General features: G+C 58.2%; 24 protein-coding genes. 12 read left to right on the top strand and 12 right to left on the bottom strand.

Annotated features, from left to right (window positions below):
* Nucleotides 1-2: 2 nt before the first annotated feature.
* The 8 genes from FF80_RS04860 to FF80_RS21260 all read right to left on the bottom strand — a co-directional run bounded on the left by FF80_RS04860 (nt 3) and on the right by FF80_RS21260 (nt 7,635).
* Nucleotides 3-692 (bottom strand): type IV secretion system protein, encoded by a 690-nt coding sequence (locus tag FF80_RS04860; protein ID WP_035098111.1) that lies wholly within the window; start codon nt 690-692, stop codon nt 3-5.
* A gap of 17 nt (nt 693-709) precedes the next feature.
* A complete protein-coding gene (locus FF80_RS04855; RefSeq protein ID WP_035098109.1) occupies nt 710-1,732 on the bottom strand; it encodes a type IV secretion system protein in 1,023 nt (340 codons plus the stop codon).
* A 208-nt stretch (nt 1,733-1,940) separates the two neighbouring features.
* Nucleotides 1,941-2,663 (bottom strand): type IV secretion system protein, encoded by a 723-nt coding sequence (locus tag FF80_RS04850; protein WP_035098107.1) that lies wholly within the window; start codon nt 2,661-2,663, stop codon nt 1,941-1,943.
* Nucleotides 2,664-2,665: 2 nt separating this feature from the next.
* Complete coding sequence (locus tag FF80_RS22310; protein WP_035098105.1) at nt 2,666-3,760, bottom strand: lytic transglycosylase domain-containing protein; 1,095 nt, start codon at nt 3,758-3,760, stop codon at nt 2,666-2,668.
* Nucleotides 3,760-6,162, bottom strand: a complete 2,403-nt coding sequence (locus tag FF80_RS04840; protein WP_035098103.1) for a VirB4 family type IV secretion/conjugal transfer ATPase — start codon at nt 6,160-6,162, stop codon at nt 3,760-3,762. Before FF80_RS04840 ends, FF80_RS22310 begins: the two co-directional genes overlap by 1 nt.
* 3 nt (nt 6,163-6,165) lie before the next feature.
* Entirely contained in the window at nt 6,166-6,465 is a 300-nt protein-coding gene (locus tag FF80_RS04835; protein ID WP_152558277.1) for a VirB3 family type IV secretion system protein, read from the bottom strand.
* Nucleotides 6,462-6,803 carry a TrbC/VirB2 family protein gene (locus FF80_RS04830; RefSeq protein WP_035098101.1) on the bottom strand — a complete coding sequence of 114 codons (342 nt, stop codon included), beginning with the start codon at nt 6,801-6,803 and terminating at the stop codon, nt 6,462-6,464. The genes FF80_RS04835 and FF80_RS04830 overlap by 4 nt, the downstream gene beginning before the upstream one ends.
* 19 nt (nt 6,804-6,822) lie before the next feature.
* Nucleotides 6,823-7,635, bottom strand: a complete 813-nt coding sequence (locus tag FF80_RS21260) for a lytic transglycosylase domain-containing protein (RefSeq protein ID WP_160172791.1) — start codon at nt 7,633-7,635, stop codon at nt 6,823-6,825.
* A 218-nt stretch (nt 7,636-7,853) separates the two neighbouring features.
* Here FF80_RS21260 and FF80_RS04820 point away from each other — a divergent pair, with 218 nt between their 5' ends.
* From FF80_RS04820 to FF80_RS04805, 4 genes are all read left to right on the top strand, one after another.
* Nucleotides 7,854-8,471: a hypothetical protein gene (locus tag FF80_RS04820; protein ID WP_052153181.1), complete on the top strand. Its 618-nt coding sequence runs from the start codon at nt 7,854-7,856 to the stop codon at nt 8,469-8,471.
* The gene (locus FF80_RS04815) at nt 8,468-9,019 is read left to right on the top strand and encodes a succinoglycan biosynthesis protein exoi (RefSeq protein WP_035098097.1); all 552 of its coding nucleotides are present in this window, start codon (nt 8,468-8,470) and stop codon (nt 9,017-9,019) included. The genes FF80_RS04820 and FF80_RS04815 overlap by 4 nt, the downstream gene beginning before the upstream one ends.
* Nucleotides 9,016-9,669: a thermonuclease family protein gene (locus FF80_RS04810; RefSeq protein ID WP_035098094.1), complete on the top strand. Its 654-nt coding sequence runs from the start codon at nt 9,016-9,018 to the stop codon at nt 9,667-9,669. Before FF80_RS04815 ends, FF80_RS04810 begins: the two co-directional genes overlap by 4 nt.
* A 450-nt stretch (nt 9,670-10,119) precedes the next feature.
* Nucleotides 10,120-10,503 carry a hypothetical protein gene (locus FF80_RS04805; RefSeq protein WP_035098091.1) on the top strand — a complete coding sequence of 128 codons (384 nt, stop codon included), beginning with the start codon at nt 10,120-10,122 and terminating at the stop codon, nt 10,501-10,503.
* Nucleotides 10,504-10,547: 44 nt separating this feature from the next.
* Here FF80_RS04805 and FF80_RS04800 read toward each other — a convergent pair whose 3' ends face one another.
* On the bottom strand, nt 10,548-10,811 hold the full coding sequence (locus tag FF80_RS04800) for a hypothetical protein (protein ID WP_035098089.1): 264 nt from the start codon (nt 10,809-10,811) through the stop codon (nt 10,548-10,550).
* A 272-nt stretch (nt 10,812-11,083) separates the two neighbouring features.
* Here FF80_RS04800 and FF80_RS04795 point away from each other — a divergent pair, with 272 nt between their 5' ends.
* The 5 genes from FF80_RS04795 to FF80_RS04775 all read left to right on the top strand — a co-directional run bounded on the left by FF80_RS04795 (nt 11,084) and on the right by FF80_RS04775 (nt 15,269).
* Nucleotides 11,084-11,812 carry a recombinase family protein gene (locus tag FF80_RS04795; protein ID WP_244445702.1) on the top strand — a complete coding sequence of 243 codons (729 nt, stop codon included), beginning with the start codon at nt 11,084-11,086 and terminating at the stop codon, nt 11,810-11,812.
* A 280-nt stretch (nt 11,813-12,092) separates the two neighbouring features.
* Complete coding sequence (locus FF80_RS21605) at nt 12,093-12,740, top strand: response regulator (protein ID WP_244445701.1); 648 nt, start codon at nt 12,093-12,095, stop codon at nt 12,738-12,740.
* Between the two features lie 3 nt (nt 12,741-12,743).
* Complete coding sequence (locus FF80_RS21600) at nt 12,744-13,454, top strand: FkbM family methyltransferase (RefSeq protein ID WP_035098083.1); 711 nt, start codon at nt 12,744-12,746, stop codon at nt 13,452-13,454.
* A gap of 91 nt (nt 13,455-13,545) precedes the next feature.
* Nucleotides 13,546-14,004, top strand: a complete 459-nt coding sequence (locus FF80_RS04780) for a hypothetical protein (RefSeq protein ID WP_152558269.1) — start codon at nt 13,546-13,548, stop codon at nt 14,002-14,004.
* A gap of 47 nt (nt 14,005-14,051) precedes the next feature.
* Nucleotides 14,052-15,269, top strand: a complete 1,218-nt coding sequence (locus FF80_RS04775) for an ATP-binding protein (RefSeq protein ID WP_160172790.1) — start codon at nt 14,052-14,054, stop codon at nt 15,267-15,269.
* A gap of 179 nt (nt 15,270-15,448) precedes the next feature.
* Here the strand turns inward: FF80_RS04775 and lspA are convergent, their stop codons facing one another.
* Together lspA and FF80_RS04765 are read right to left on the bottom strand one after the other, a co-directional pair.
* On the bottom strand, nt 15,449-15,940 hold the full coding sequence (gene lspA, locus FF80_RS04770) for a signal peptidase II (protein WP_052153180.1): 492 nt from the start codon (nt 15,938-15,940) through the stop codon (nt 15,449-15,451).
* Nucleotides 15,937-16,821 (bottom strand): cation transporter, encoded by an 885-nt coding sequence (locus tag FF80_RS04765; RefSeq protein WP_244445700.1) that lies wholly within the window; start codon nt 16,819-16,821, stop codon nt 15,937-15,939. Before FF80_RS04765 ends, lspA begins: the two co-directional genes overlap by 4 nt.
* 71 nt (nt 16,822-16,892) lie before the next feature.
* On the opposite strand from FF80_RS04765, the gene FF80_RS04760 reads away from it, so the two are divergent.
* Both FF80_RS04760 and FF80_RS04755 read left to right on the top strand, forming a co-directional pair.
* Nucleotides 16,893-17,288, top strand: a complete 396-nt coding sequence (locus FF80_RS04760) for a helix-turn-helix domain-containing protein (protein WP_035098075.1) — start codon at nt 16,893-16,895, stop codon at nt 17,286-17,288.
* Between the two features lie 94 nt (nt 17,289-17,382).
* Nucleotides 17,383-18,669 (top strand): cytochrome P450, encoded by a 1,287-nt coding sequence (locus FF80_RS04755; RefSeq protein WP_035098072.1) that lies wholly within the window; start codon nt 17,383-17,385, stop codon nt 18,667-18,669.
* Nucleotides 18,670-18,849: 180 nt separating this feature from the next.
* On the opposite strand, the gene FF80_RS04750 is transcribed toward FF80_RS04755, so the two are convergent.
* Nucleotides 18,850-19,281 carry a helix-turn-helix domain-containing protein gene (locus FF80_RS04750; RefSeq protein ID WP_035098071.1) on the bottom strand — a complete coding sequence of 144 codons (432 nt, stop codon included), beginning with the start codon at nt 19,279-19,281 and terminating at the stop codon, nt 18,850-18,852.
* A gap of 67 nt (nt 19,282-19,348) precedes the next feature.
* Between FF80_RS04750 and FF80_RS04745 the strand changes: the two genes are divergently transcribed.
* On the top strand, nt 19,349-21,173 hold a 1,825-nt coding region (locus FF80_RS04745; protein ID WP_035098259.1), incomplete at its 3' end, for a heavy metal translocating P-type ATPase.

Below are 21,173 nucleotides of genomic sequence, written 5' to 3'. Positions count from 1 at the left end.
TGTTATTGGCTCCCGGCCGTTACGGTTTCCTGGTCGCGCTGGTACTCATAAACCTGGAATCCAAGCGGATTATCGAAGCGCCATTCCATGCGGAGCGGGGTATCGGTGTAGCGAAAGCGAACAACAGAGATGAAGTGTTTGACCGCCACCTGGGCGGGGCCGGTTTCCGTGGTCGAGAACCGGACTAATGCCGTTGAAGTATTGGGGAAGGTCACCGATTTGATCTCAACGGCCACAGTCCGATTGGTGCCGTACACTTTCGTCGGGTTGGTCGGATTGGTATTGCTGTAAAGCCGGGTCAATTCGTCAGAGGCGCGGTCGGTCGATAGCAATTGCGCCAGACCGAAATTCTCCGACACTGCGTAGGGATCGTATTTTTCCCGGGCGCGGATATAGCGCACGACATTGGCCTGGGTAACGGCCTGCTGTTCCGTCAATGTCGTGGTGCGGGTCAGTCCCGAAGTGACTTCCATGTAGCCAGTCGTTTTATCGACTTCCACGAAATAGGGCTCAAAGGTCTTGAGCGGCATCAGCATTGCCAACACCAAGAGGCTGCAGACCGCGACGAGGCCGAGGATCATTGCGATAAGCCAGGCGACGGCGCGCGAACGCCGATCACGGCGCGAAATGTCTTCTTCCCAGCGTTGCCCGTCCTGGTAGTAGGTTACGAGCCCTGAATCGGCTTTAGCCATAGTAAAACCCTGATTTATCACCCGACGCGGGGTGTGCTGTTCTGTTTGATGGATTGGGCCATATGCCGAGCCGCTGGCATCGTGCTCGACATTTTGTCGAGTGCATTGACGTTGGCATTTACGCCGGCTGCGGCGCCCCTATATCCAAGCTTGCCCGCCGATGTTCCCGCAGCCGTGCCCCTACGAGCGGTGCCCTTAAGAAGGCCACCAGTAGCGCCCGCCATGTTCATCGCCTGCCCACCCGCGATGCTCGCTGCAATCGACTGGACGTTGAGCAACACGAAAGACCCGGCAATGACGATGAGAATGAAAGAGGCGAAGTCCGACATTTGGAGGCTATTGGCCTCCATAGCCGCTTTCATCTTGCCAAGTTCGGGGGTCGCGGCGGCAATCATGAAGGCCGCGACGGTGTAGATGAACAGAGGCATGATGGCGTAGAGGATCACCTGATCGAGCCAGCCGGCGCCATATTTCCGGGTCTCTGGAAACAAAAAACAGGCGATAAAGATCGGAGCGGTGCCCAGCAAAACCCACATCGCGAGCTTGGCGAGGATCAGTAGCGCCAAGGCAATTGCTATGAATATGCCGGCTGCGATCCAGATGATCGCGGCCATCACGCCGGGCAGGATCGCCCAGATCGAGGTTTGAGCGGAATAAGCGCCGGCGACCTCGTTGGCGCTGTGCCAAATATCGGAAAGTCCGCTCGTCGGTTCCGTTACGCCCGTACCCGACACGGTTAGCACCGCCCGTCCCGCATTCTCCGGAACGGTCGTCATCCATTCATAAAAGAGGGTGTTGAAGTTGCCCCAGTTGCTCACCAGCAGCAGGATCACCAGCATCCGGCACACCCGGCCAACAATGTTGGCAAAGCTGGCGGAGGCCGTGCCCATCATGATCTGCAAGCCGTAGTAGCCAACGTAGAGATAGAACGCGATCGTCAGCAGGGGTACGACTTCGCTGCCCAGGACACCAAAGGCCGTCTCGCTAAAATTGGTGCCCGTATCGTCGATGCGTTGCAGCAATTGGCTCAGAAAATCCATTCGACGCTCCTAGAGAGCCAGAATTGCAGCCGCGGTTTCAGCCGAGTTGACGGGTGACATCGGGCCGCAGTCTTGCAGCTCGATCGCTGCATATGCCGAAAGGTTGGCGGGGCGCTTGCACGGCGCGGACTTTGAGGGCGGGGGCGTCGTTGCGCACCCCGCTAGCAACCCTGCCAGAACCGCGAGCGTGACAGCTTTCGCAAGCATCTTAGTTTTCGCTGCCGCGGTCATACTCAAGTCCTTTGGTGGTGTTGGAAATATCGGTCAGCGTGCGGACGTTGTCCGCCTGCAGTGACGACACGGCCCCGTTCATCACGCCGATCAACTCGTTGATGGTGAGGCCCGCTTGCACCTGCAACTGAGTGTTTTGATCGATTGAACCCTTGATATCCTCGGCTTGGCCGATCTGTTGGCCGGCCTGCTCAAAGGAATCCCGGCGCGTCGTGACGCCCTCTTGGGTGCCCTTCACGAGCGCGGAAACGCCCATAACGGTGTTCATCAGTTGCTCGTAGGATTTGTCCCCGGCAAAGTCGGAATTTTCCTCTCCCGAGAGCGACTTCACCAGCTTCATGCCGTTGATGAAGAGGCTGGCAAATTTGGCAATGTCGTCATTGCCCGACCCAAAATTGGGAACCCCGCCCGACATTATGCTCGAAAAGTCGGGCATTGAGCCGACGGAAAAGCCGCTGCCAACGGCGAGGTCTTGCATGGGCTGTTGGACGCTCGATCGGTCGCCGATAACCGCCTTTAGCGTGTCCTCGACGGTCGTCAGGATTTCCTTATTCGTATCGAGGATTTCGTTTGTCGTGCTGGCAGTGTCACGCGCAATGCTGAGGTTTTCGCGGTCAATCACGGGCACTTGAGCCATGGCGGGCACGGAGAGCCCCATCATTGCCGCGATGCTGATAAAGCCGATTTCCTTGATCGTCATAGCTATAACTCCGGGGTCAGTTGCAGGGTGACGCGCCCAGTGGGTTCAAGCTCGGCGACGCAGGTCTTGGTTTCTCCGTCCCAGGCGGTGCCGGGCCCGTCGCAGAGATTTTCGACTGGCTGGGTTGGGTCAGGTTCAGCAGGTTTGGGCGTCGGATTGAGAGATTGTGCCGTGCTCGACTGATCGGTGAGCTGCATCGCGTTCTTGCTGTTGAGCAGTTCAGCAAAGACCGCTGCCATGCCAATTGCCTGGTTGAACAATTCGAGGTTGGCATTGCGCGCCGTCGAATTGTGATCAAACGATTCAATCATGGTTCCAGGCTGTTGCTGGCCGAGCTGGGTCAGCCATGAGGCGACATTGCCCAGATTAGCCGAAGCACCCTGACTCGCTCCCATGGCATTTAGCGTGGCGTCGCGCATGTTGGTGTAGCCCGACGAGCCGCCGCCGTAATTGAGCGGAATGCTCGACATGTCGGCGCCACCAAGAGCAGGAATCCAGCGGGTCGTGATGTTGCGAACGTAGGCCTGGGTTTCCTTGAACGGCGGAATGCCGCCGTATTTGGAAACGTTGCCTGGGCCGGCATTATAGGCAGCCAGGGCGAGGGATACATTGCCACCATGGGCGTTGAGCTGACGGCGAAAATAGCGTGCGCCGCCGCGTAAGTTCTGCTCGATGTTATGCCGATTGACCTCCAAATCCTCTGCCGTTCCCGGCATAAGCTGAGCCAATCCGTAGGCGCCGGCAGAGGAGCCGATACAGGGATTGAGGCGGCTTTCCTGATAGACCAGGGCCATAAAGGTCTCTTCATCGATGCCTTCTTCGCGCGCTATTCGGCGAACGAGCCCCGCAATTTCCGGATTGCGGGCCATTGCATCATTTGGATCGTCTCGGGTGGAGGGCCGATACATAGAGCAGGTTATGTTGGTCGAAACGACCGCGCGACTGCTGTCCGCCGTGCCGATTTCGGTCGTGGCACTATCCCGCTCGGATCGTTCGCCCTCGATCGCCTCGTCACTGACGGGCACTTGCGCCATTGCCGGAACCGCAACCATCATTGCCGCCGCGCAGACCGCAATCAGAACATGGGGTCGCTTCATCAGTTACTCCCATTCATGAACAGCTCGAGCCAGTCCGCAGGGTCATTGCCATTCTCCATGCGCAGCGCTTCGCACTCCGCAATCGTCTCGCGTCGTCCAGAGAGAACCTTGACCATTTCCGGCATGGTGGAGAGATCGAGCTTGGCGATCACCGAGTCATTGCCATGCTTGATCAGGAACGTGCGCGATTCCGGCGCCGTGGTTTTGATGAAGCCAAATTCCTTTGCCGTAAGGCCAAAGCGCTTCATGTAGCTTTCCTCGTCCGCCCGCGGATTTGGAAAATGGATGTTGGTCGATGATTGCTCGATCAGGGTGTGGGACACAGATGACTTGGCGATATCGGCAGCCGATTGCGTGCCAAAACCCACGATGCCGTTCAGCTTACGGATCGTTTTCATCTTATCCATGATGAAGTGGCTAAAGGTCGGATCGGACAAAAGCTGCCAGCCTTCGTCCATAAAGAACATGACCGGCTCGCCATTCAGCAGCTCGTCCAGGCGATGATAGATATACATCAGGGCCGGAGTCCGAACTTCGGTATTGCTCAGGATATTGGTCATATCGAAGCCAAAGCAGCGGGTGCCGCCCAGGCTCAGAGCATCGGTTGGGGCATTGAACAGCCAGGCCTTGTCGCCATCAAACCAAGGACGGAGTCGTGCGGCCAGATCGTTGCTATCGGCCCGATTTCGCCCGGCCATCAAAGCGGCCAGCGTTGCGAGATTGCGACGCCCTAACCCCTGCTGCATAGTCTGGCTAATGCCCTGCTCAATCAGATCATTGTCCGATTGCGACAGGCTCAGCTCACCGCCCACCATCACCTTGATCAGCCGGTTCAAGAAATCCCGGTTTTCGGCATTGTCGGGCAGCTGCAGAGGGTTAAAACCCGTCGGCGTCCCGGGCGTCAGCACTTCGTAGGAGCCGCCCATGGCGCGGATGAAAATTTCCGCGCCGCGATCCTTGTCAAAGAAAACGGCGCGGGGCCGTGGCGAGACGCGAAAGCTCTGCGCCAAGAGGAACGTCATTGCCACTGTCTTGCCTGATCCGGTTGGCCCGGTGACAAGAAAATGGCCGATGTCGCGTTGGTGAAAGTTGAACCAGTATGGGGTTTGAGACGTGGTTTCGAGGATCGAAACCGGGAGATTCCAGTGCGGAGCCTGTTCCTGTCCTTGCGCAAAATTATGCATCGAGGACAGGCCGGTAAAATTGGAGCTCGAAAGCATCGCCCCGCGCGCGATATAGCCGTGGTTTCCCGGCAATTGCGCCCAGAACGCCGCTTCAAGATTCAGATCTTCACGCACCCAATTGATGTTCATGTCGGTCAGGCTTGCGCCCAGGTCCGACACCACCTTGCCCAGCTTTTCATTCGAGCGGGCGATTGCCAGAAGGCTTAAATGGTGGACGCCAAAGACCGCCTCTTGATTGGCAAGCTGGTTGAGCGCCCGGTCGATATTGTCCTCGACGGCGCTGCCGGCCTCGTCAGAAGCCGCAATCTGGCGCTTGAGGCGCGTGATGCGTTCCTGGGCTATCGGCTTATCCGAGATGGAAAACGACTGGGTCAGGATGAATTCGTGGGGAAGCTGTAAGAGACCATCCAGCATCCCAGGCCCGGTAAAGGGCGGGTATTCCTTAATCGACAGCATGGCGCCGAACCGATCGTCGGCCTCGGCCGCCGCCTGGACCTGCATGGCGCGCTTGCCAAAGTGCAGCCGCGCCGAGCCGACATAGCTATTGATCCCCATGCGGGGCAGTCGCATCTGCCGCGACACACCACCTGACAGGATCAGCTCGAGGAATTCGCACGGCTCCGAGTAGGGGTCGCCGTCACGATGCACGATGCCCAGGACCCGCGCACCATATTTGGCAAGACCGCCCGCGATGTTGACGACATGTTCCTCCAGATCGGAAGCAGACTCGCGCAACTGCTGGGTCGTTACGGCATTGCCGTTGGAGCGGCCCCAGAGGCGTTTGACCTGATCGCTGAGCCCGAGCGCGCCTTTCAAATCTGAGCGTACGATGGTTAGAAAAATATCGTTTGTGAACATGCGCTTTTGGGCCAGTCGGGCCTGATAGCGCTTGTCCAGCTCCCGGCAGAACGGATCGTCAAAGTCGCTAGGCAGAGACGGCTTGACCTCACGCCGCACTATCGTGGACCAGACCGAAAACCGGCTCGACCCGAGGGCACGGATCAACGTGTTTTGAACTGCCGAGCGCAGGTTGATTTCGGCCTGATCCTCAGTCTGGAAAAACAGACCGTTGAGCTTGATAACGCTCATCAGGGCGCCATTCTGCAAGCGCACAACGCTGTCCGCTACGTGTCGCGTATAGGGGATATGGCGGCTCATCAGGGCTTCGCCCTTCAAAGGGCTTCCAAAACCCATTTCGTCGCGCAGCGCATTCAGCATGGTCTATGGTCCATATGAATTTGTGCCCCAAAACCCCTTGTTCCGGGTGCGGGGCGTACGGCGTGAGGTGACTTGCAGGACGTCCAGGATGCGGGCGTCGCGGGCGCAAAGGCTGAAAAGGACCAGATAGGCGACAGGCACGACGAGCAGCGACCAAAGCGAGTTCGTCGCCAGCCACGCGATAATGCCCAGCCCGACCACCAGAACGATCGCCATGTAGGGCACGCCCCAAAGCGTTGGGGATCGCGTCAGCCCGATCACCAGCGGGGTGATGTCTGGATCGACATCTTGTGGGTCCATCAGTTGCCGCCAACGGTGCCAATCAACGCATCGACCATGGCCGGAGCGCCAAACACCAGGCCGATGCCGATAACAACCCCGCCGGCCGTGAACCACGACAGCCGGCCAGCAAAGGCCATGAAACCAAGAGAGATGACGGCAATGATCGCCAGCGATCGGCCAAAGGGTCCGGTCACAAAATCCACGATCATCTGAACGGCGGCTTCCAACGGCCCGAAGGCGCCACCACCACCCTGACCCTGCGCATAGGCCTGGGACGGTAGTGCCATCTGCGCCGCGACCGTCAGTGGGACGGCCAGGCCATATTTGCGGAGGGTCTTGGGCGGCCAGATTTTAAGCATGGGTAGTCCTTTCGCTGCGCTAAAATTCCATCACCCCAGCGACAAATTCGCCGGGTTTAGTTGCTTGGATGATGCCGCCAACAGGGGCTTTGGAGGGGGGAGCCGCGCCCGAAGTCGGACTTGCAGACAAGGCTGTCGGCGTGGCTTTGCCAGCAGGCTCGATCTCGATACCCATCTGGTAATTCACGACGGTCGCAAGGTAGTTGACCGTCTCGAATATCGGCGGCACCCCGCCGTATTCCATGACCCGGCCTTCGCCGGCATTGTAAGCGGCAGCCACGAGTAGGGGATTGCCGAATTTCTCGGTCAGCCAAGCCAAATATCGCACGCCACCGTCGATATTGGTCACGGCATCGCAAGCGTCCGTGACGCCGAAGCGTTCTGCCGTAGCTGGCATCAATTGCATTGGACCGCGCGCGCCTGCCGGCGAATTTCGCTGTCGGTCAAACCGGCTCTCTGCGTAGGCAATCGCTATAGCGAGCGAAATATCAACATCGTGCTGCTCTGCAGCCTCAGTCACCATTTGCTGGATTTGATCGGCCGAAAACGGCGATGGACCGCATTCAACAACATTAGAAATACCCTTATCGGGCGCCTCATTCGCAATCTCAGGTAGAGCAATTGCGGGTTTGTCATACCCTATTAAGTTCAAAAAATTATCCTGTACCGGTAAGTGGCCTACGCTGGATACAATCCCATCAGCGCCAAATACGAAATCATCCGTTGTTGGCTGATCCAGTAGAGATTGGATCGACGAAGGAGACACTTCCGTCTGCTGATGCGGAAAAAACGTAGATATATCAATGGCTAGTGATTGCTCTTGTGCTATCACGCATGGGGGGCTGATAGCTAGGGCCGCGACCGCTCCGCAGAGTTTCAAGAAAGGCGCACTCGGTCCCATTTAGATGTCCCGTAGGGTTGTCGAGGGGGTTACAAAGCGGTCTAAAATCTGCTTAGTAAGCTTTCATTGCGATTTCTAGTACGCGGTTACGTCCAAAATCGAAACCCCTTAATTCGCATTAGAACTAGCTAAATCGGGACATTCGCAGCATGACACGCAAAAGCAACACTTTTGGATTGGCTGTCCTTGTGCTGGTTGTAGCCACAGCATCGGCTCGAGCGATCGAGCCCGTTGACCAGAGCTATGTCCGCTCTCTGGCAGCGCTCGGCAAAACTGTGCTGGTCATGGAATATTCCGACGCCACTGGTGCTGTCGTTGAGCGCAAAGGGTACGCTTCGGCCGACGGCTTCAAGGCAGTCTCTGGCACCGAATTTCGCATTACCTCAGACACGACGGTCAAGCTCTATGGGCTTGAGGCTTGCGATGGCGACATGGTCAATCAGAGCGAAGGCTATACCGGCAGTTGTGCAGACTGGGCCTTGAACGGTCTGACCACGGAGCTAGAAAACCCAAAAGTTATTTATTGCCGTGCCTTTATTTCAGAGCAGAACGCCGCCGAGCAGGACGCCAGTTGTTACCTCTACACCTATTTTCCCGGCGCAATGGACAGCGTTTACAATCTGGAAGAACAACTGGTTTCGACCGGCTTCCTGAGGCTCGAAAAAGACGGTTCGGGCAATCTGCTTCGCCCCGATCTTGAAGAAAGCGCCGCCATAGGCAAGGAAGGCTATGGCATGTGGGCAGACCCACGAGTGCAAGCCCAATGAGCGGGCTTCGCACCGTTGCACTCGCTCTTTTTGTCACTAGCTTTGGTGCTACCGCGGGCGTCGCCGCACCCCCTGGCTACTTCGACCTTGCCCCTGGCGTTACCCTGACAAGTGGCGAATCTTGGAGCGATGGCGTCAAAACCTATCGCCTTTATGGCGTGCAATCATGCCTTCGCTCCACCACCTATACCAATGCCGCCGGTCAGATTGCAGATTGCGGCGAAGCGTCCCTTGCCATGTTTGCCGCCTATATCAAGGACACGAAGCCGGTTTGCGCTCCGGTGATCGTCCTGGGCGAGATCACGTATGTCATGTGTTACTCCAGCGTTCGCGGCGAGCAACTGGATCTTGGCACCTTGCTCGTATCGAGCGGTTTTGCCTTCGCCGCGCTCGACAAGGATGGATTGCCCTACAGCGCTAACTACGCCGTCGCAGAGCAAACCGCCCGCGAAGAAAAACGCGGCCTTTGGCAGTTTTCCGATGTACAGCACCCAGCCATTGCCCTCGCCATCGAGGCCGGTAAACCTGCAGGAAGCTTCCAGCAATGATCGCTCGCGCTGCCATTCTTGCCGCTATTAGCCTGTCAGTCGCGTTGACCGGCTGCACCTCAAGTCAGCGGTATACCGCATCCGACGCCCGGCTCGCCCTTCCCGCTTTCTCCGGTCGCGTGAGTGTTGTTGACGGTCGAACCTTACTGTTCCCCGAGTATGGCCGGACCGTTCAGCTCATGAACATCGACACGTGCGACCTTCCGCAATGGGCGGTCGTGCAATCATCGTCCGGGCCTTCTCCCGTTCCGTGCGGCGCAAAAGCCAAAGCTTGGCTCACGCGGACAGTGGGAGCGCAGACGGTCGATTGCCTTGGTACAGGCTACACCCAATCGGGTCAGGTGCTCGCCTACTGCTCTGTAAAGGGCAGAGACGTTGCGCTTGAAATGCTTCGGGTCGGTCTGGCCGTGATCGACACGCCAAGGCCGCTCCGCGCTGAGTATTTCTCGGTTCAGTCCGAAGCCGTCGCCAAGCGGTACGGCATCTGGGGCACTTTTGTACTCGATATGGACGAGTGGCGCCGGCGCGCTATCGACCAAACCCCCACACGTCAGCCGATTGCTGACTACAATCTCCTCGCTGATCGTCACCGCGACGTGACGCCGCCCATGTTCGAGAGCCGCAACCTTCCTAAAACCACGAGCAAGTGAGGCAAGCCGATGCTGAAACGAACATTGTTCGCCGCCACCGTCATTGCAGGCGTCGCATTTGCCGCCGCACCCGCCTATGCCGATGACTAGGGTTGCGAAGTCCTGATGTGCTCAATGTCGAACAACCCAACCTGGCCCGGTGTGCCGTCCTGCATTCTGCCCATGACTAGGCTCATCAACGCCATGAATGTCGCATCGCTGTTTAACCCTTTTCGCTGGCCGATTTGCGAGGGGTCAAACGCTAGCGTTCCACAGCGCTCCAACTATCCTGAATGCCCTCAAGGCACGGAATCTTTCGCTCTGTCAGATCTATCGCCGGGCTGTATCGACCGGAGCAATCAAAACATTGTAGCGCTCGAGCCACGCCCGGCCCCTTGGTACTTTGACATGAAAGGCGACGACGGCATTACGACGCGCCATTGGTTCAGCCTCACGCGATAGGGCGACGACATGATCGTGAATAAACCAGCCCTTGGCGCCGCCCTGGCCCTTTGTCTCATCGCCGGCAGCGTCGGCGGTTATGCCATTGGTGTTTCAACGACCTCGGCTAAAGTTGAAATCAGGGAAGTTGCTGTAGCGCCGGTCCTTGTTCTGCCATCGGCAGAAGAAGCCACGCTCGCTTGGAACGAACAGCGCAGACGCAATCCGACAGGTTACATGGAGGATCAAAACCCCGATCACACCATCGTTCTAGGTGATTGCGCACCGTCACAACTGATGCCGGGAGTCATGTGCATGTCCACCATTCAGGCAAATCCGGAAGCAAAGCCCTACAATCGAAACGTCAACTTCTCACGCGCCGCCGATGGCACTTGGGTCGCAATCCCGGTCTAATGGCTGACCTTGCTTGCAAAAAAGACTTTCAAGGTCGCTCCCCGTTAAGGAGCACCAACCATCTCTCCGGCAAGCCGTTCACCCCCGCTGACCTGACTGACAATCATAAATCCTACGATGTAGGACAGCCGCCTGGTTTCGGTTTCGTTGCTGCCCCCACGCCCCTCCAAAAGAGCACGGCGCAGTTCAAATTCGCGCGCACTGAATTCCGCGAGCTTTTCAACCACCCCGCCATGTTCCGCCCTAGTGAAAAGCCTGTACGCTTCTATGTGGGCGTTTATCGCGGCTTCGGTCTGCTCGTCATTCATGCCTTTTGCTCCACTCAGCGCAGCGGGAGCAGGCCCCGCCAGCTCCCCTGTCTCGCGGCGAGCAGCGGGTGTGCAAGCGTCCAGCCGGTTCGCGGGGAACCGGCTGCAAGGAGCGGAGCGGATGAAGCTGGGCGGAAGCGGCTGGACGAGCGCCGAGGGAAGCGCCCTAAGCTCTTCGTCGCTTTGATAAACAAACGACCGTTTTCTTTGCGGCACGACGACCCCCTATCAACCCACGCCAATCCGTGCTCAATAATCCGTGTAAATATTCAATGCTCAACAAGATCAGCCAAATGACCATTTCTGAGCAGACGAAAGTCCATCTTGGGTATATGCGGGTCTCGAAGTCGGACGGCTCCCAATCCATCGACTTGCAGCGCGACGCGCTGCTGGCCGCTGGTCTGGAAACCAACAGGCTCTATCAGGACCTGATGAGTGGACGCAGCGATGATCGACCTGGACTGAAAGCCTGCCTTAAAGCCCTTCAACCCGGTAACGTCCTCGTTGTTTGGAAGCTCGACAGGTTGGGCCGCAGTTTGCGCGACCTCGTCAACATCGTGCACGAGCTCGCTGCGCGCGGTATCGGGGTCAAAGTGCTGACCGGCCAAGGCGCGATGCTCGACACCACTACCCCCCACGGACAACTCATGTTCAATTTCTTCGCCATGCTCTCCGAGTATGAGCGAGATCTGATTGTCGAACGAACCCGCGCCGGCATAGAGGCGGCGCGTGCGCGCGGCCGCAAGGGCGGTCGACCCCAGAAGATGACGGCCGACAAGATCAGGTCTGCCCAAGCCCTCATTGCGATCCCCAATACGAGCGTGATTGAGGTGGCGAAAACTTTGGGCATTAGTACCCCTTCGCTCTACACCTATCTCAATGGCGACGGTTCCTTGAAAGAACCTGGGGTCAAGATCATTGCAGAAGAAGCGGAGCGTGTGAGTGCCAAAAAGCCGCGCGCCGGTGTCAAAACCGTCCCTGGTCAACCCGCTGCCGAGTGAACGCCAGGCATGAAAAAGTCGTGTCGTATGGAGGCGCCTAGAGGCCCAGATCAGCGGCAAAACAACCCCCAGACGGCTTTCCCCTGCTTTTAGTTCTTTGGGCTGAAATGGGGATGTACCTGACGCTTTGGACGAGCGGAACGGCTGGTTCTGCGAAACGCTGGACCAACCATTTGCAGGGACGCTACCGGGTACACCCCGAAAAAAAAGGGATGGAGCTGTCCCTATTTGGCTCCGTGATTCCATGGCAGACGGCACATTCGACCCTCGAACAAATGGAATGAAAACCGTGAACCGAATGCATCGCGCTCTGGTGGTCGAAGATCAGAATCTTATGCGCCTGGCGCTGATGGACCAGATCAGCACAGCTTTCGAGAATACCGCGGTACTCGGTGCGCAGACGCTCGAAATCGCCCTCTATGAGCTTGCGAAGGAGAATTTCGACCTCGTGATTATCGACCCCGGATTACCTGGTTTTGACCCAACGTCCCAGGATGACCGGCTCTCGGTAGTCCATAGGATCATTGAGGCATCACCAGCTGCTCTGCACGTGGTCATAACTGGCTCTGACAACATGACCGAAGCGGAGCAGTTCCGCGGACTGGGGGCTGTCGCATACCTTGGCAAAACTGGACTGGAACCTGGCATGCTCGGTGATGTGCTTGATGACATATCGACAAGCGGATTCTCTATCCGCTTGTCCAAGGTCACCATGACAGTTCCCGATTATTTTCATTCAGCACTGACCCCGCGCGAACAGGAGGTCATCACCTTGATGGCTCGGAGGGAGCCTGGAATGTCGCGCACCCAGATCTACGAGCAGGTAGCGGGCAAGCTCGGCATAGATCGCGATTCAGCCGAAAAATACTTCAAAAAGGCGCGCGCTAAAATAATGAAATCGGACCACAAATTGCCTGTTGGGATCTAACGCATGCATATTTTGAATGTTCACGGTGTCAAAGTCCCCGTTAAAGACGGCGACATTTCACCGGTGATATGGCAGTCCATCGTGAGCGGTTCCTATGAGGCGAAGGAAGCCAAAAGGGTCGCCGCTGTGGTCAAGCCAAACGATCGTGTTTTAGAACTCGGCAGCGGTCTTTCTGTCATTACAACGCTGATTTCTCGCATCGAAGGCGTCAAGGTCTGGGCCGTCGAGGCTAATCCGACCACCGTTGACCTGGGGCAGCGGGTGCTTGCGGCCAACGGCGTCGGCAACGTTGCGCTGACCCAGGGACTGCTCACAGCAGGCCCCGCCACGGAATACACGTTCTACGTCCGAAAAGACCTCTGGATGTCTTCTCTGGACCAAAATCAGGGTCCCTATGAGCAGGCCATCACCCTCGCTTCATCCAACATCGACGACTTCATCGCCGATCACGCCATAAACGTTCTCTTCATGGACATTGAGGGAGCGGAGAGGGACTTACTTGTTGGCGCCGAACTGACCGGCATCCAGCGTATTTTTATTGAGCTGCACGACCATTTGTACGGGTTGGATGGCATACGCCGCATTACTCAAGCGCTGGCACTTCGTGGATTCGCCTACGATCCGCGAGCCTCCTTTGGGTCTTGTGTGCTATTTGCACAGGACGATGGCCCACGCGAATTTCAGTCAGAGGCAAGCAATGAAAACTTCAAATAAATCAGCAGTTTTGGCTTGGTCCATAGCGGTAGCGTCTCTGGCTTGCCTTACGGTAACTGCCTCGGCGGTAGATGTGCTGGACCCCAACATCATGACCGTCAAAGACGTCAACGGGGAGACCGTCGAAAGCTTCAGCACAGAGCAATTGAAGACCGATTTCTCTCAGCAAACCTACGACACGCGCACGCCTTGGACCGCAGAAGATGAAACCGTCATCTATCGCGGCCCGTTGCTCGCTGATGTCTTGTCTGAGACGGGACAGGCCGATGGCGCGTCCGTTCGGGTGACCGCCTATGACGATTTCTATTCAGACATCACCATGGAAGAGATTCAGAGCTATAATCCCATCATCGCCCTTGAGCGGAACTGCACTGAAGAAGATCGGCAGAGCGCCTTATGTGCGCCAGAGCAAAATTTCCGCCCTATCGGCATGGTTGAAAAAGGTCCCATGTTCATGGTTTGGCCGTATGACCGCCTGCCTGAATATTACCACCCGTCGCGCAATGCGATCTGGGTGTTCTTCCCGGTCTCCGTTCAACCCCTCGCATGAAAAGGGTCATACCTAGACGCTTCTTTTCGGCCCTTCCCTACATCGGATTGATCGTCTTTCTCGCCGGAACAATCTGGGCATTTGTACAGACCGAAAGTTTCCGGGTTCAGACCAGCAAGATACTGACTCAAACGTCTGAATTCCAATGGCGCGCTAGCCAGGCCCGCGAAGCCTTCATTCGGCTTACCGGCTATATTGAACTCGCCGTAGCAACCGGAGAAGTTCTCAATCCTGACGCTATGCGGCAGACCTTGCTGGCACAGACCAACATCGCGCAGATTATGTCGTTGCCATATTTAGCGGATTTGGTTGATGCCGATCAAATTGCGCTCCTAGAACAGAGCCAACATGCCTATGAAACCGATATTGTGTCGGCCATCCTGTCGGGCGGCCCTATTGTTGCAACACTATCCCGTCAACTGCGCGACCTTACAAAAAATCTGACGACGACACCGCGAAACCATAGCACCCGAATGCAGGTTACCGCGCAGATTAGGCAGAATATCCTAAACAACTGGATATATTTTTGGCTGTCTTTAGGGCCGCTCGCTCTCATCTATGTCATCATTTATCGCCGCTATTCTTACCTGTTCTGGAAGGACAAGCAGATTCGCGCTTTCGCTTCGCTGTTCGTGCATATGACTCGATCCCGCGTGACAGCCTTGCGACTGTTCTTAGATAACGTTAGCGCCGAAAAACCCCCAAACACCGCAATGATGGCCGCCGCTAAGAGCGCTGCGATTGAGCTGGAAGGCATCAATGATGACCTGCATCAGATTGCCCACGCCAAAAGCGAACAACGCACAGAGGTCCTGGGCGAGCTGATGCGGGATTTGGCCCGAAACAACGTCGTGGAAATCGTGGCGAATGGCGATGTCGTTCAGTGGAATGTGCCCGCAAGCGCCATAAGCGTGTTGCTGGACGAGCTCGTTCAGAACGCGCTAGCGGCTGTCGAACTAGTGGAAGTTCCCAAGGTCGTTGTCCAAGCTGCCATCCAGCGTCCGACCTTGCCATTCCAGCCCCATAAGTTGCTCCTGCATGTCACCGATAACGGGATTGGGATGAGCCGCGAAATCGTAGAAAAGGCCACCATACCTTTCTTTTCAACCAAGGCGGCCGAGCACACGGGGCTTGGGTTGACCAGTTGCGCCCAAATGGCAACGTCCCTTGGCGGTAAGCTGACGATAGCCAGCAAGCCCGGGGTGGGCACCACCATCAAAGTTCGTATTTCGCTTCCTGGAGCGGCTAGGTTTTTTCGTAGTTAGGGGGAGAGACCGCCCCGCGCTCTCTCCCCGCACTAGCTACAGCGGGGTCTCTCCATCCTTCACTTCCGGCCGTTGGCCTCCGTTGCAGGTGCGCCCAGGGTCCGCACACACGGATTTTCGTCACCCCTCGGATGAGTGATCCCCCTCCCCCGGTCGCCTTGCGTAGGCGACCGGTCCCTTCAAGCGCCTCGCCCGCGTGCGCCAACATGGCTTCCCAAAGCACCGGCAAGAGCCGATACCAGCAACATCATGACGCCAGCCGCAATGCCGACATCGGCCAGATTGAAGGTGGGGAAGTGCCAGCCACCGGCGTGGATGTCGATGAAGTCGGTAACGGCCCCGTCCGGAACCCTGTCCACAAGGTTGCCGAGTGCCCCGCCGAGGATAGAGGCATAGCCGAGACGTTCGAGAAGATGTCGGCTCTTGTGCCAAAGCCACGCCACCACAGAGCAGATGGCAAGGGTCAAAAGGACTATCGCCAACCAGCCCTGCGTTCCGTCCGAGGCGAACATACCGAAGCTCACGCCGGTGTTGAACCCGAGCGTCAGGTTCAACACCGGCAGAACCGGCACGACACTGCCATCGAGATACATCAGCGCCGCCTCCTTGGTGGAGGCATCCACGCCGATGATCCCGAGGACAAGAAAGAGGGAAGCGTCCTGGTTGCTCATCTGCCGGCCTGCTTGAGGTCCGAACGTGCATCGCGGATGATCGACCAGGCGGACTGCAGGAACAGCCCCGCGACCGCAAAGGCGACGATCAGGTCCGGCCATTGCGAGCCGGTCCACCAGACGACCGCCGCCGCGGCGACCACGGCCAGGTTGCCGATGGCATCATTGCGCGAGAAGAGCCATACGGCCCGCATGTTGGCATCACCCTTGCGATGCGGGATAAGCACCACGGCAGCCAGCACGTTGACGGCGAAGGCGACCAGGGCGAACCCGCCCATCAACAGGCTCTCGGGTTGGTGTTCGACGAAGATCCGGTAGACTGTTGAAGCCACCACGCCCAATCCAAGGAGGCCGAGAAAGATCCCCTGTAACAGCGCCGCCTTGGCTCGAGCCGCAAGGCCCCATCCTACCGCTATGAGGCCAAGAAACGAAATCAGGCCATCGCCGAGAAAGTCGAGCGAATCCGCCTGCAGCGCCTGGGAGCCGGCGATGAAACTGCCGACGATCTCGATGATGCCGTAGCCGACGTTGAGCAGCACGACAGTCCAGAGCGCACGCTTGTAGTCCGGCGTGACATGCGACAGGTCAGGGATATGGTCATCGTCGTCACCGCCGCCGCCGCCCTGGTCGCGTTCGAAACCGGAATCCTTTCGCACGCCGATCCGATCGAGCTGGTAGCCAAGGTCGGTCACCGCACTCTCAAGCACTGGCAATCGCCGGTCCGGATCGTCCACTTCCAGGGTCATGACCTGCGATGCGATGGAGACCTTCACGTCCTGAACACCTTCCACCTTTCGGGCGGCGCCTTCGATCTTCGCGGCGCAGGAGGAACAGTCCATGCCGGTGACTTGGTAGCGGATGGTTTCGGCAGCAGCACTCATGCTCATGCTCCTTCTTGAGGTGGATCGGCACAGAGGCTACAACCTGTAGTGACTACAGGAGCAAGCGGAAAATGCAGATCGGAGACCTGTCGCGTGAAACGGGGGTCAATATCGAGACCATCCGGTACTACGAGCGTTCGGGAGTGCTCCCTCCACCAGCGCGGCAGGATAATGGCCGGCGTGTCTATGACGCCGCGGACGTGCGGCGCCTTGGTTTTATCCGGCATGCCCGCGATCTGGGATTCGACCTGCAGTCGGTGCAAACCCTGCTGGCCCTGCAGGAGCAGCCGCAGGCTTCGTGTGCCGATGCCAGCCGCATCGCCCAGGCGCAGCTGGACGAAGTGGAGCGACGAATTGCCAGGCTACAGAACCTTCAGCTTGAATTGTCCAGAATGGTGACAGAATGCCGGAAAGGAGTGGTGGCGGAATGTCGGGTCATCGAAGCGCTCAGCACGCCATTGTCCTGATCGCAACCACCATGCTGTGGCTGGGCGCACCTCTTAGATTTGGGCTGCAAAATAACGGACGGAACAAGCAGGGCGTTTTCTCGTTGGCTGGCTTATGAGTGAAGGATACATCCAGGTTCCGGCAGCTCCGGGCTTCGACAACACCTTGGCCTTCCTCCGCGAAGGCTACGACTTCATCGGCACTCGTTGCGACGATCTCGGTGCGGATGGTTTCGAGACAAGGCTGATGCTGCGCCCGGTTCTATGCCTGCGCGGAGAAGACGCCGCCGATCTATTTTATGGACAGAACCTGTTCACCCGGAAGGGCGCAATGCCTCCGTCCACACTGCGATTGTTGCAGGACAAGGGTAGCGTTCAAGCTCTTGACGGCGAGGCGCATCGGCACCGCAAGCGGATGTTTGCGCAACTTCTGGTTGATACCCCGCCTGATCGGATGGTCAGTCTATTCGAGCGGCATTGGCGGGAAGCCGCGATAACCTGGATAGCGAAGGAAGGAACGGAACTCTTTGCAGCGTCCAATCTGGTCCTGACGCGTGCGGCCTGGGAGTGGTGCGGACTACCCGTCTACACCGTGAACATCAACGACCTTTGCGATCAGTTGGTGGGAATGGTGGAGAATGCGGGCCGCGTCGGTCCACGCATGTGGCGGGAACTCGTACGGCGGGCCGCATTGGAGCGAAAGCTCGAGAGCCTTATCGTTCAACTCCGCAAGGGAGAACTCGAGGCACCTGAGGATGCGCCCGTCAGCTTTGTTGCCCATTGGATTGACAGTGACGGAAAGCAACTATCTGCAAAGGTGGCGGCGGTGGAGCTCATCAACTTGCTGCGCCCCATCGTCGCCATCGGTCGCTGGATACTTTTTTCAGCCATGGCGCTCCATCACCACCCGCAATGGCAGACAAGAATTGCCGGGGGAGAAGATGATTGGATCGAGCCCTTTGCGGAGGAAGTGCGCCGAACGTACCCGTTTTTTCCGGTGATCGGCGGGCGGTCACTTCGTCCATTCACCTGGGGCGGTAAGCGTTTCGACAAGGGTCAGTGGGTGATGCTGGACCTCTTCAGCACCAATCGAGACGGTAGGATTTACCCGGACCCACTCATGATCCACCCAGAGAGGGCCTCCAGCTGGCGAGATCAGGACTTTCGTTTCATGCCACATGGAGCAGGCGATCTTCGGAAAGATCATCGCTGTCCCGGCGAGTGGTTGACTGTATCGATCATGAGCAGTGCGATCCGCCTGCTTACCCGGGAGATGCAGTATCAGGTTGATGATCAGGACCTAGCTATGCCGATGAACAGATTGCCCACCCGTCCGGCAGGTGGCCTGCGGATCCGATTTGTGGCTCACACGCTAAAGGCAGCACATCAGTCTAGCGGGTAGCGCCTTGTCGGCCCCGTTATGTCTCCTCAGACAAATGTCTGCTCCGTTAAAGTGCAACAGCTTGGCCATATCAATCTGACGGCGTGAAAGGCGTTCTCCTCTGGCAGGATGGCAAAGTGTCGAGCGCTTCCAGGAGGAGATGGACGCCGGAAGTAACGCGTGGAAGATCGAGCACGAAGCTCACGCGTCGTGCTGATGGTGCTTGCACTTGCCGTGGTCAGCCAGGATTTCGATCACCTGGCAGCTTTCGACCCTCCCGTGGGAACATCCTTCCACCATACGCTCCAGTTCGGCCTCGAGAGCCTTGAGGCTGGTGATCTTCTCCTTGACCTCGACCAGCCTCGCCTTCGCGATGGCGTCGGCTTCGCCGCATGACTGGCCAGGACGGTCTTGTAGCGACAACAGGGTGCGGATTTGGTCGATCTCGAAGCCCAACTCACGCGAATGGCGGATGAAGGTCAGGCGGTCCGCATCTTTCCTGTCATAGGTCCGCCGGTTGCCCTCGGTCCTGGGCGGTGGCGGCAACAGTCCGATCTGTTCGTAGTAGCGGATGGTGGGCACTTTCACCCCTGTCGCTTCCGAAACCTTGCCGATCGCAAACACGTGATTCATTCTCCGCTTGCTCCTCTAGTGACTTGAGGATGTAGGCACAGCGACAAGATTGCAAGGAGTCGCTGTCATGAACGCAAGGATTGAAACCACACGCTTCCGTGTAGAAGGCATGGATTGCGCTAGCTGCGCTATGAAAGTTGACACGGCTGCGCGCCGGGTTGCCGGGGTCGAGGATGTTTCCGTTTCGGTGATGAACGGCACCATGTCCGTGCGCCATAGTGCCCAGGCGGACCTCCAAACTGTTGCCGGCAAGGTGACCAATCTGGGCTACCCGACCAAGCCGATCCGATCTCCTGAGGCCACGGAGAGCCAGGATCAAACGACGGACCTGCACCTTCATGGCAACTCTGACCATGACGAAGACGGTCCCTGGTGGCGCACCCGCAAAGCCATGCTGACCCTGTCATGCGGGGCTGCTCTGCTCCTCGCCTACCTTGTCGGCCAGGTCCTTCCCGAAATCGGGCACTGGGCGTTCCTGATTGCCTTGTTGGTCGGTCTGGTGCCGATCGGGCGGCGTGCCGTCGCCGGTGCCATGGCAGGTTCACCATTCTCGATCGAGACACTGATGAGCATCGCCGCAATCGGGGCCGTCATCATCGGCGCCACGGAGGAGGCAGCGACCGTCGTGCTGCTGTTCCTGGTGGGGGAACTGCTGGAAGGCGTTGCTGCCGGACGGGCCCGGGCGAGCATCAAGGGGCTTGCCGACCTGGTCCCGAAGACGGCTCAACTGATCGAGGGTGACCAGGTTCGGGAAGTCCCGGCTGCAGGCCTTGCCCTCAAGGCGATGGTGATGATCCGCCCGGGTGACCGTATCCCCGCCGATGGCGACATCGTCGAAGGCAGCAGCGCCGTGGACGAGTCTCCGGTGACGGGAGAAAGTGTTCCCAAGAACAAGGGGCCAGGGGATCGCGTGTTCGCCGGCACCATCAACACCGACAACGTCCTCAAGGTACGGGTCACCGCCCAGGCCAGCGACAACACGATCGCCCGGGTGATCCGATTGGTGGAAGAAGCCCAGGAAAGCAAGGCGCCGACCGAACGCTTCATCGACCAATTTTCCCGCTACTACACGCCCGCCGTTCTGCTGGTCGGCGCTCTCGTTGCCATCGTGCCGCCGCTGCTGCTGGGCCAGGCCTGGGGCGAATGGGTCTACAAAGGTCTGGCCATCCTGCTGATCGGCTGCCCGTGCGCCCTGGTGATCTCCACGCCCGCCGCCATCGCAGCCGCTCTGTCGGCAGGCGCACGTCGTGGCTTGCTGCTGAAGGGTGGCGCCGTGCTCGAGGGGTTGCGCAAGGTGACCACCGTGGCGCTCGACAAGACCGGCACCCTGACCGAAGGCAAGCCCCAGGTGACCGATTTGATCGCCATAGGCATCTCGGATTCCAAGGTCCTGTCCATGGCAGCTGCCATTGAAACCGGATCGAGCCATCCCCTTGCTCTGGCGATTTTGGCTAAGGCCAAGGCTATGAACGTCCCGGTGCCGCCCGCCATGGATGCCAAGGCCATCGGCGGCAAGGGGGTGACAGGAACCGTTGGCGGCGATCGCCTGCTGCTTGCATCCCCGAAGGCAGCTAACGAACAGGCAGGCATTCCCGCCGAACTGCAGTCCCGGATCGATGGCTTCAACGACGAAGGCAAGACGGTCTCGGTCCTGCTCGCAAACGATAAGATCGTGGGTATCTTCGCGATCCGCGACGAGCCGCGCCTCGATGCCCGTGCCGGTCTGGATGCGCTCAAGGCCGCCGGCGTGAAGACTGTGATGTTGACCGGTGACAACGAACGCACGGCCCGTGCGATCGGATCCTCGCTCGGCATGGACGTCCGGGCCGGTCTGCTGCCCGAGGACAAGCAGCGTATCGTGCGTGAGCTGCAGGCCGGCGGCGCGGTGGTGG

Source organism: Devosia sp. LC5, assembly GCF_000735585.1.
Taxonomy (GTDB): Bacteria; Pseudomonadota; Alphaproteobacteria; order Rhizobiales; family Devosiaceae; genus Devosia.
The sequence above is the reverse complement of the archived record's forward strand: the minus strand, read 5'-3'. Positions and strand labels throughout refer to the sequence as shown.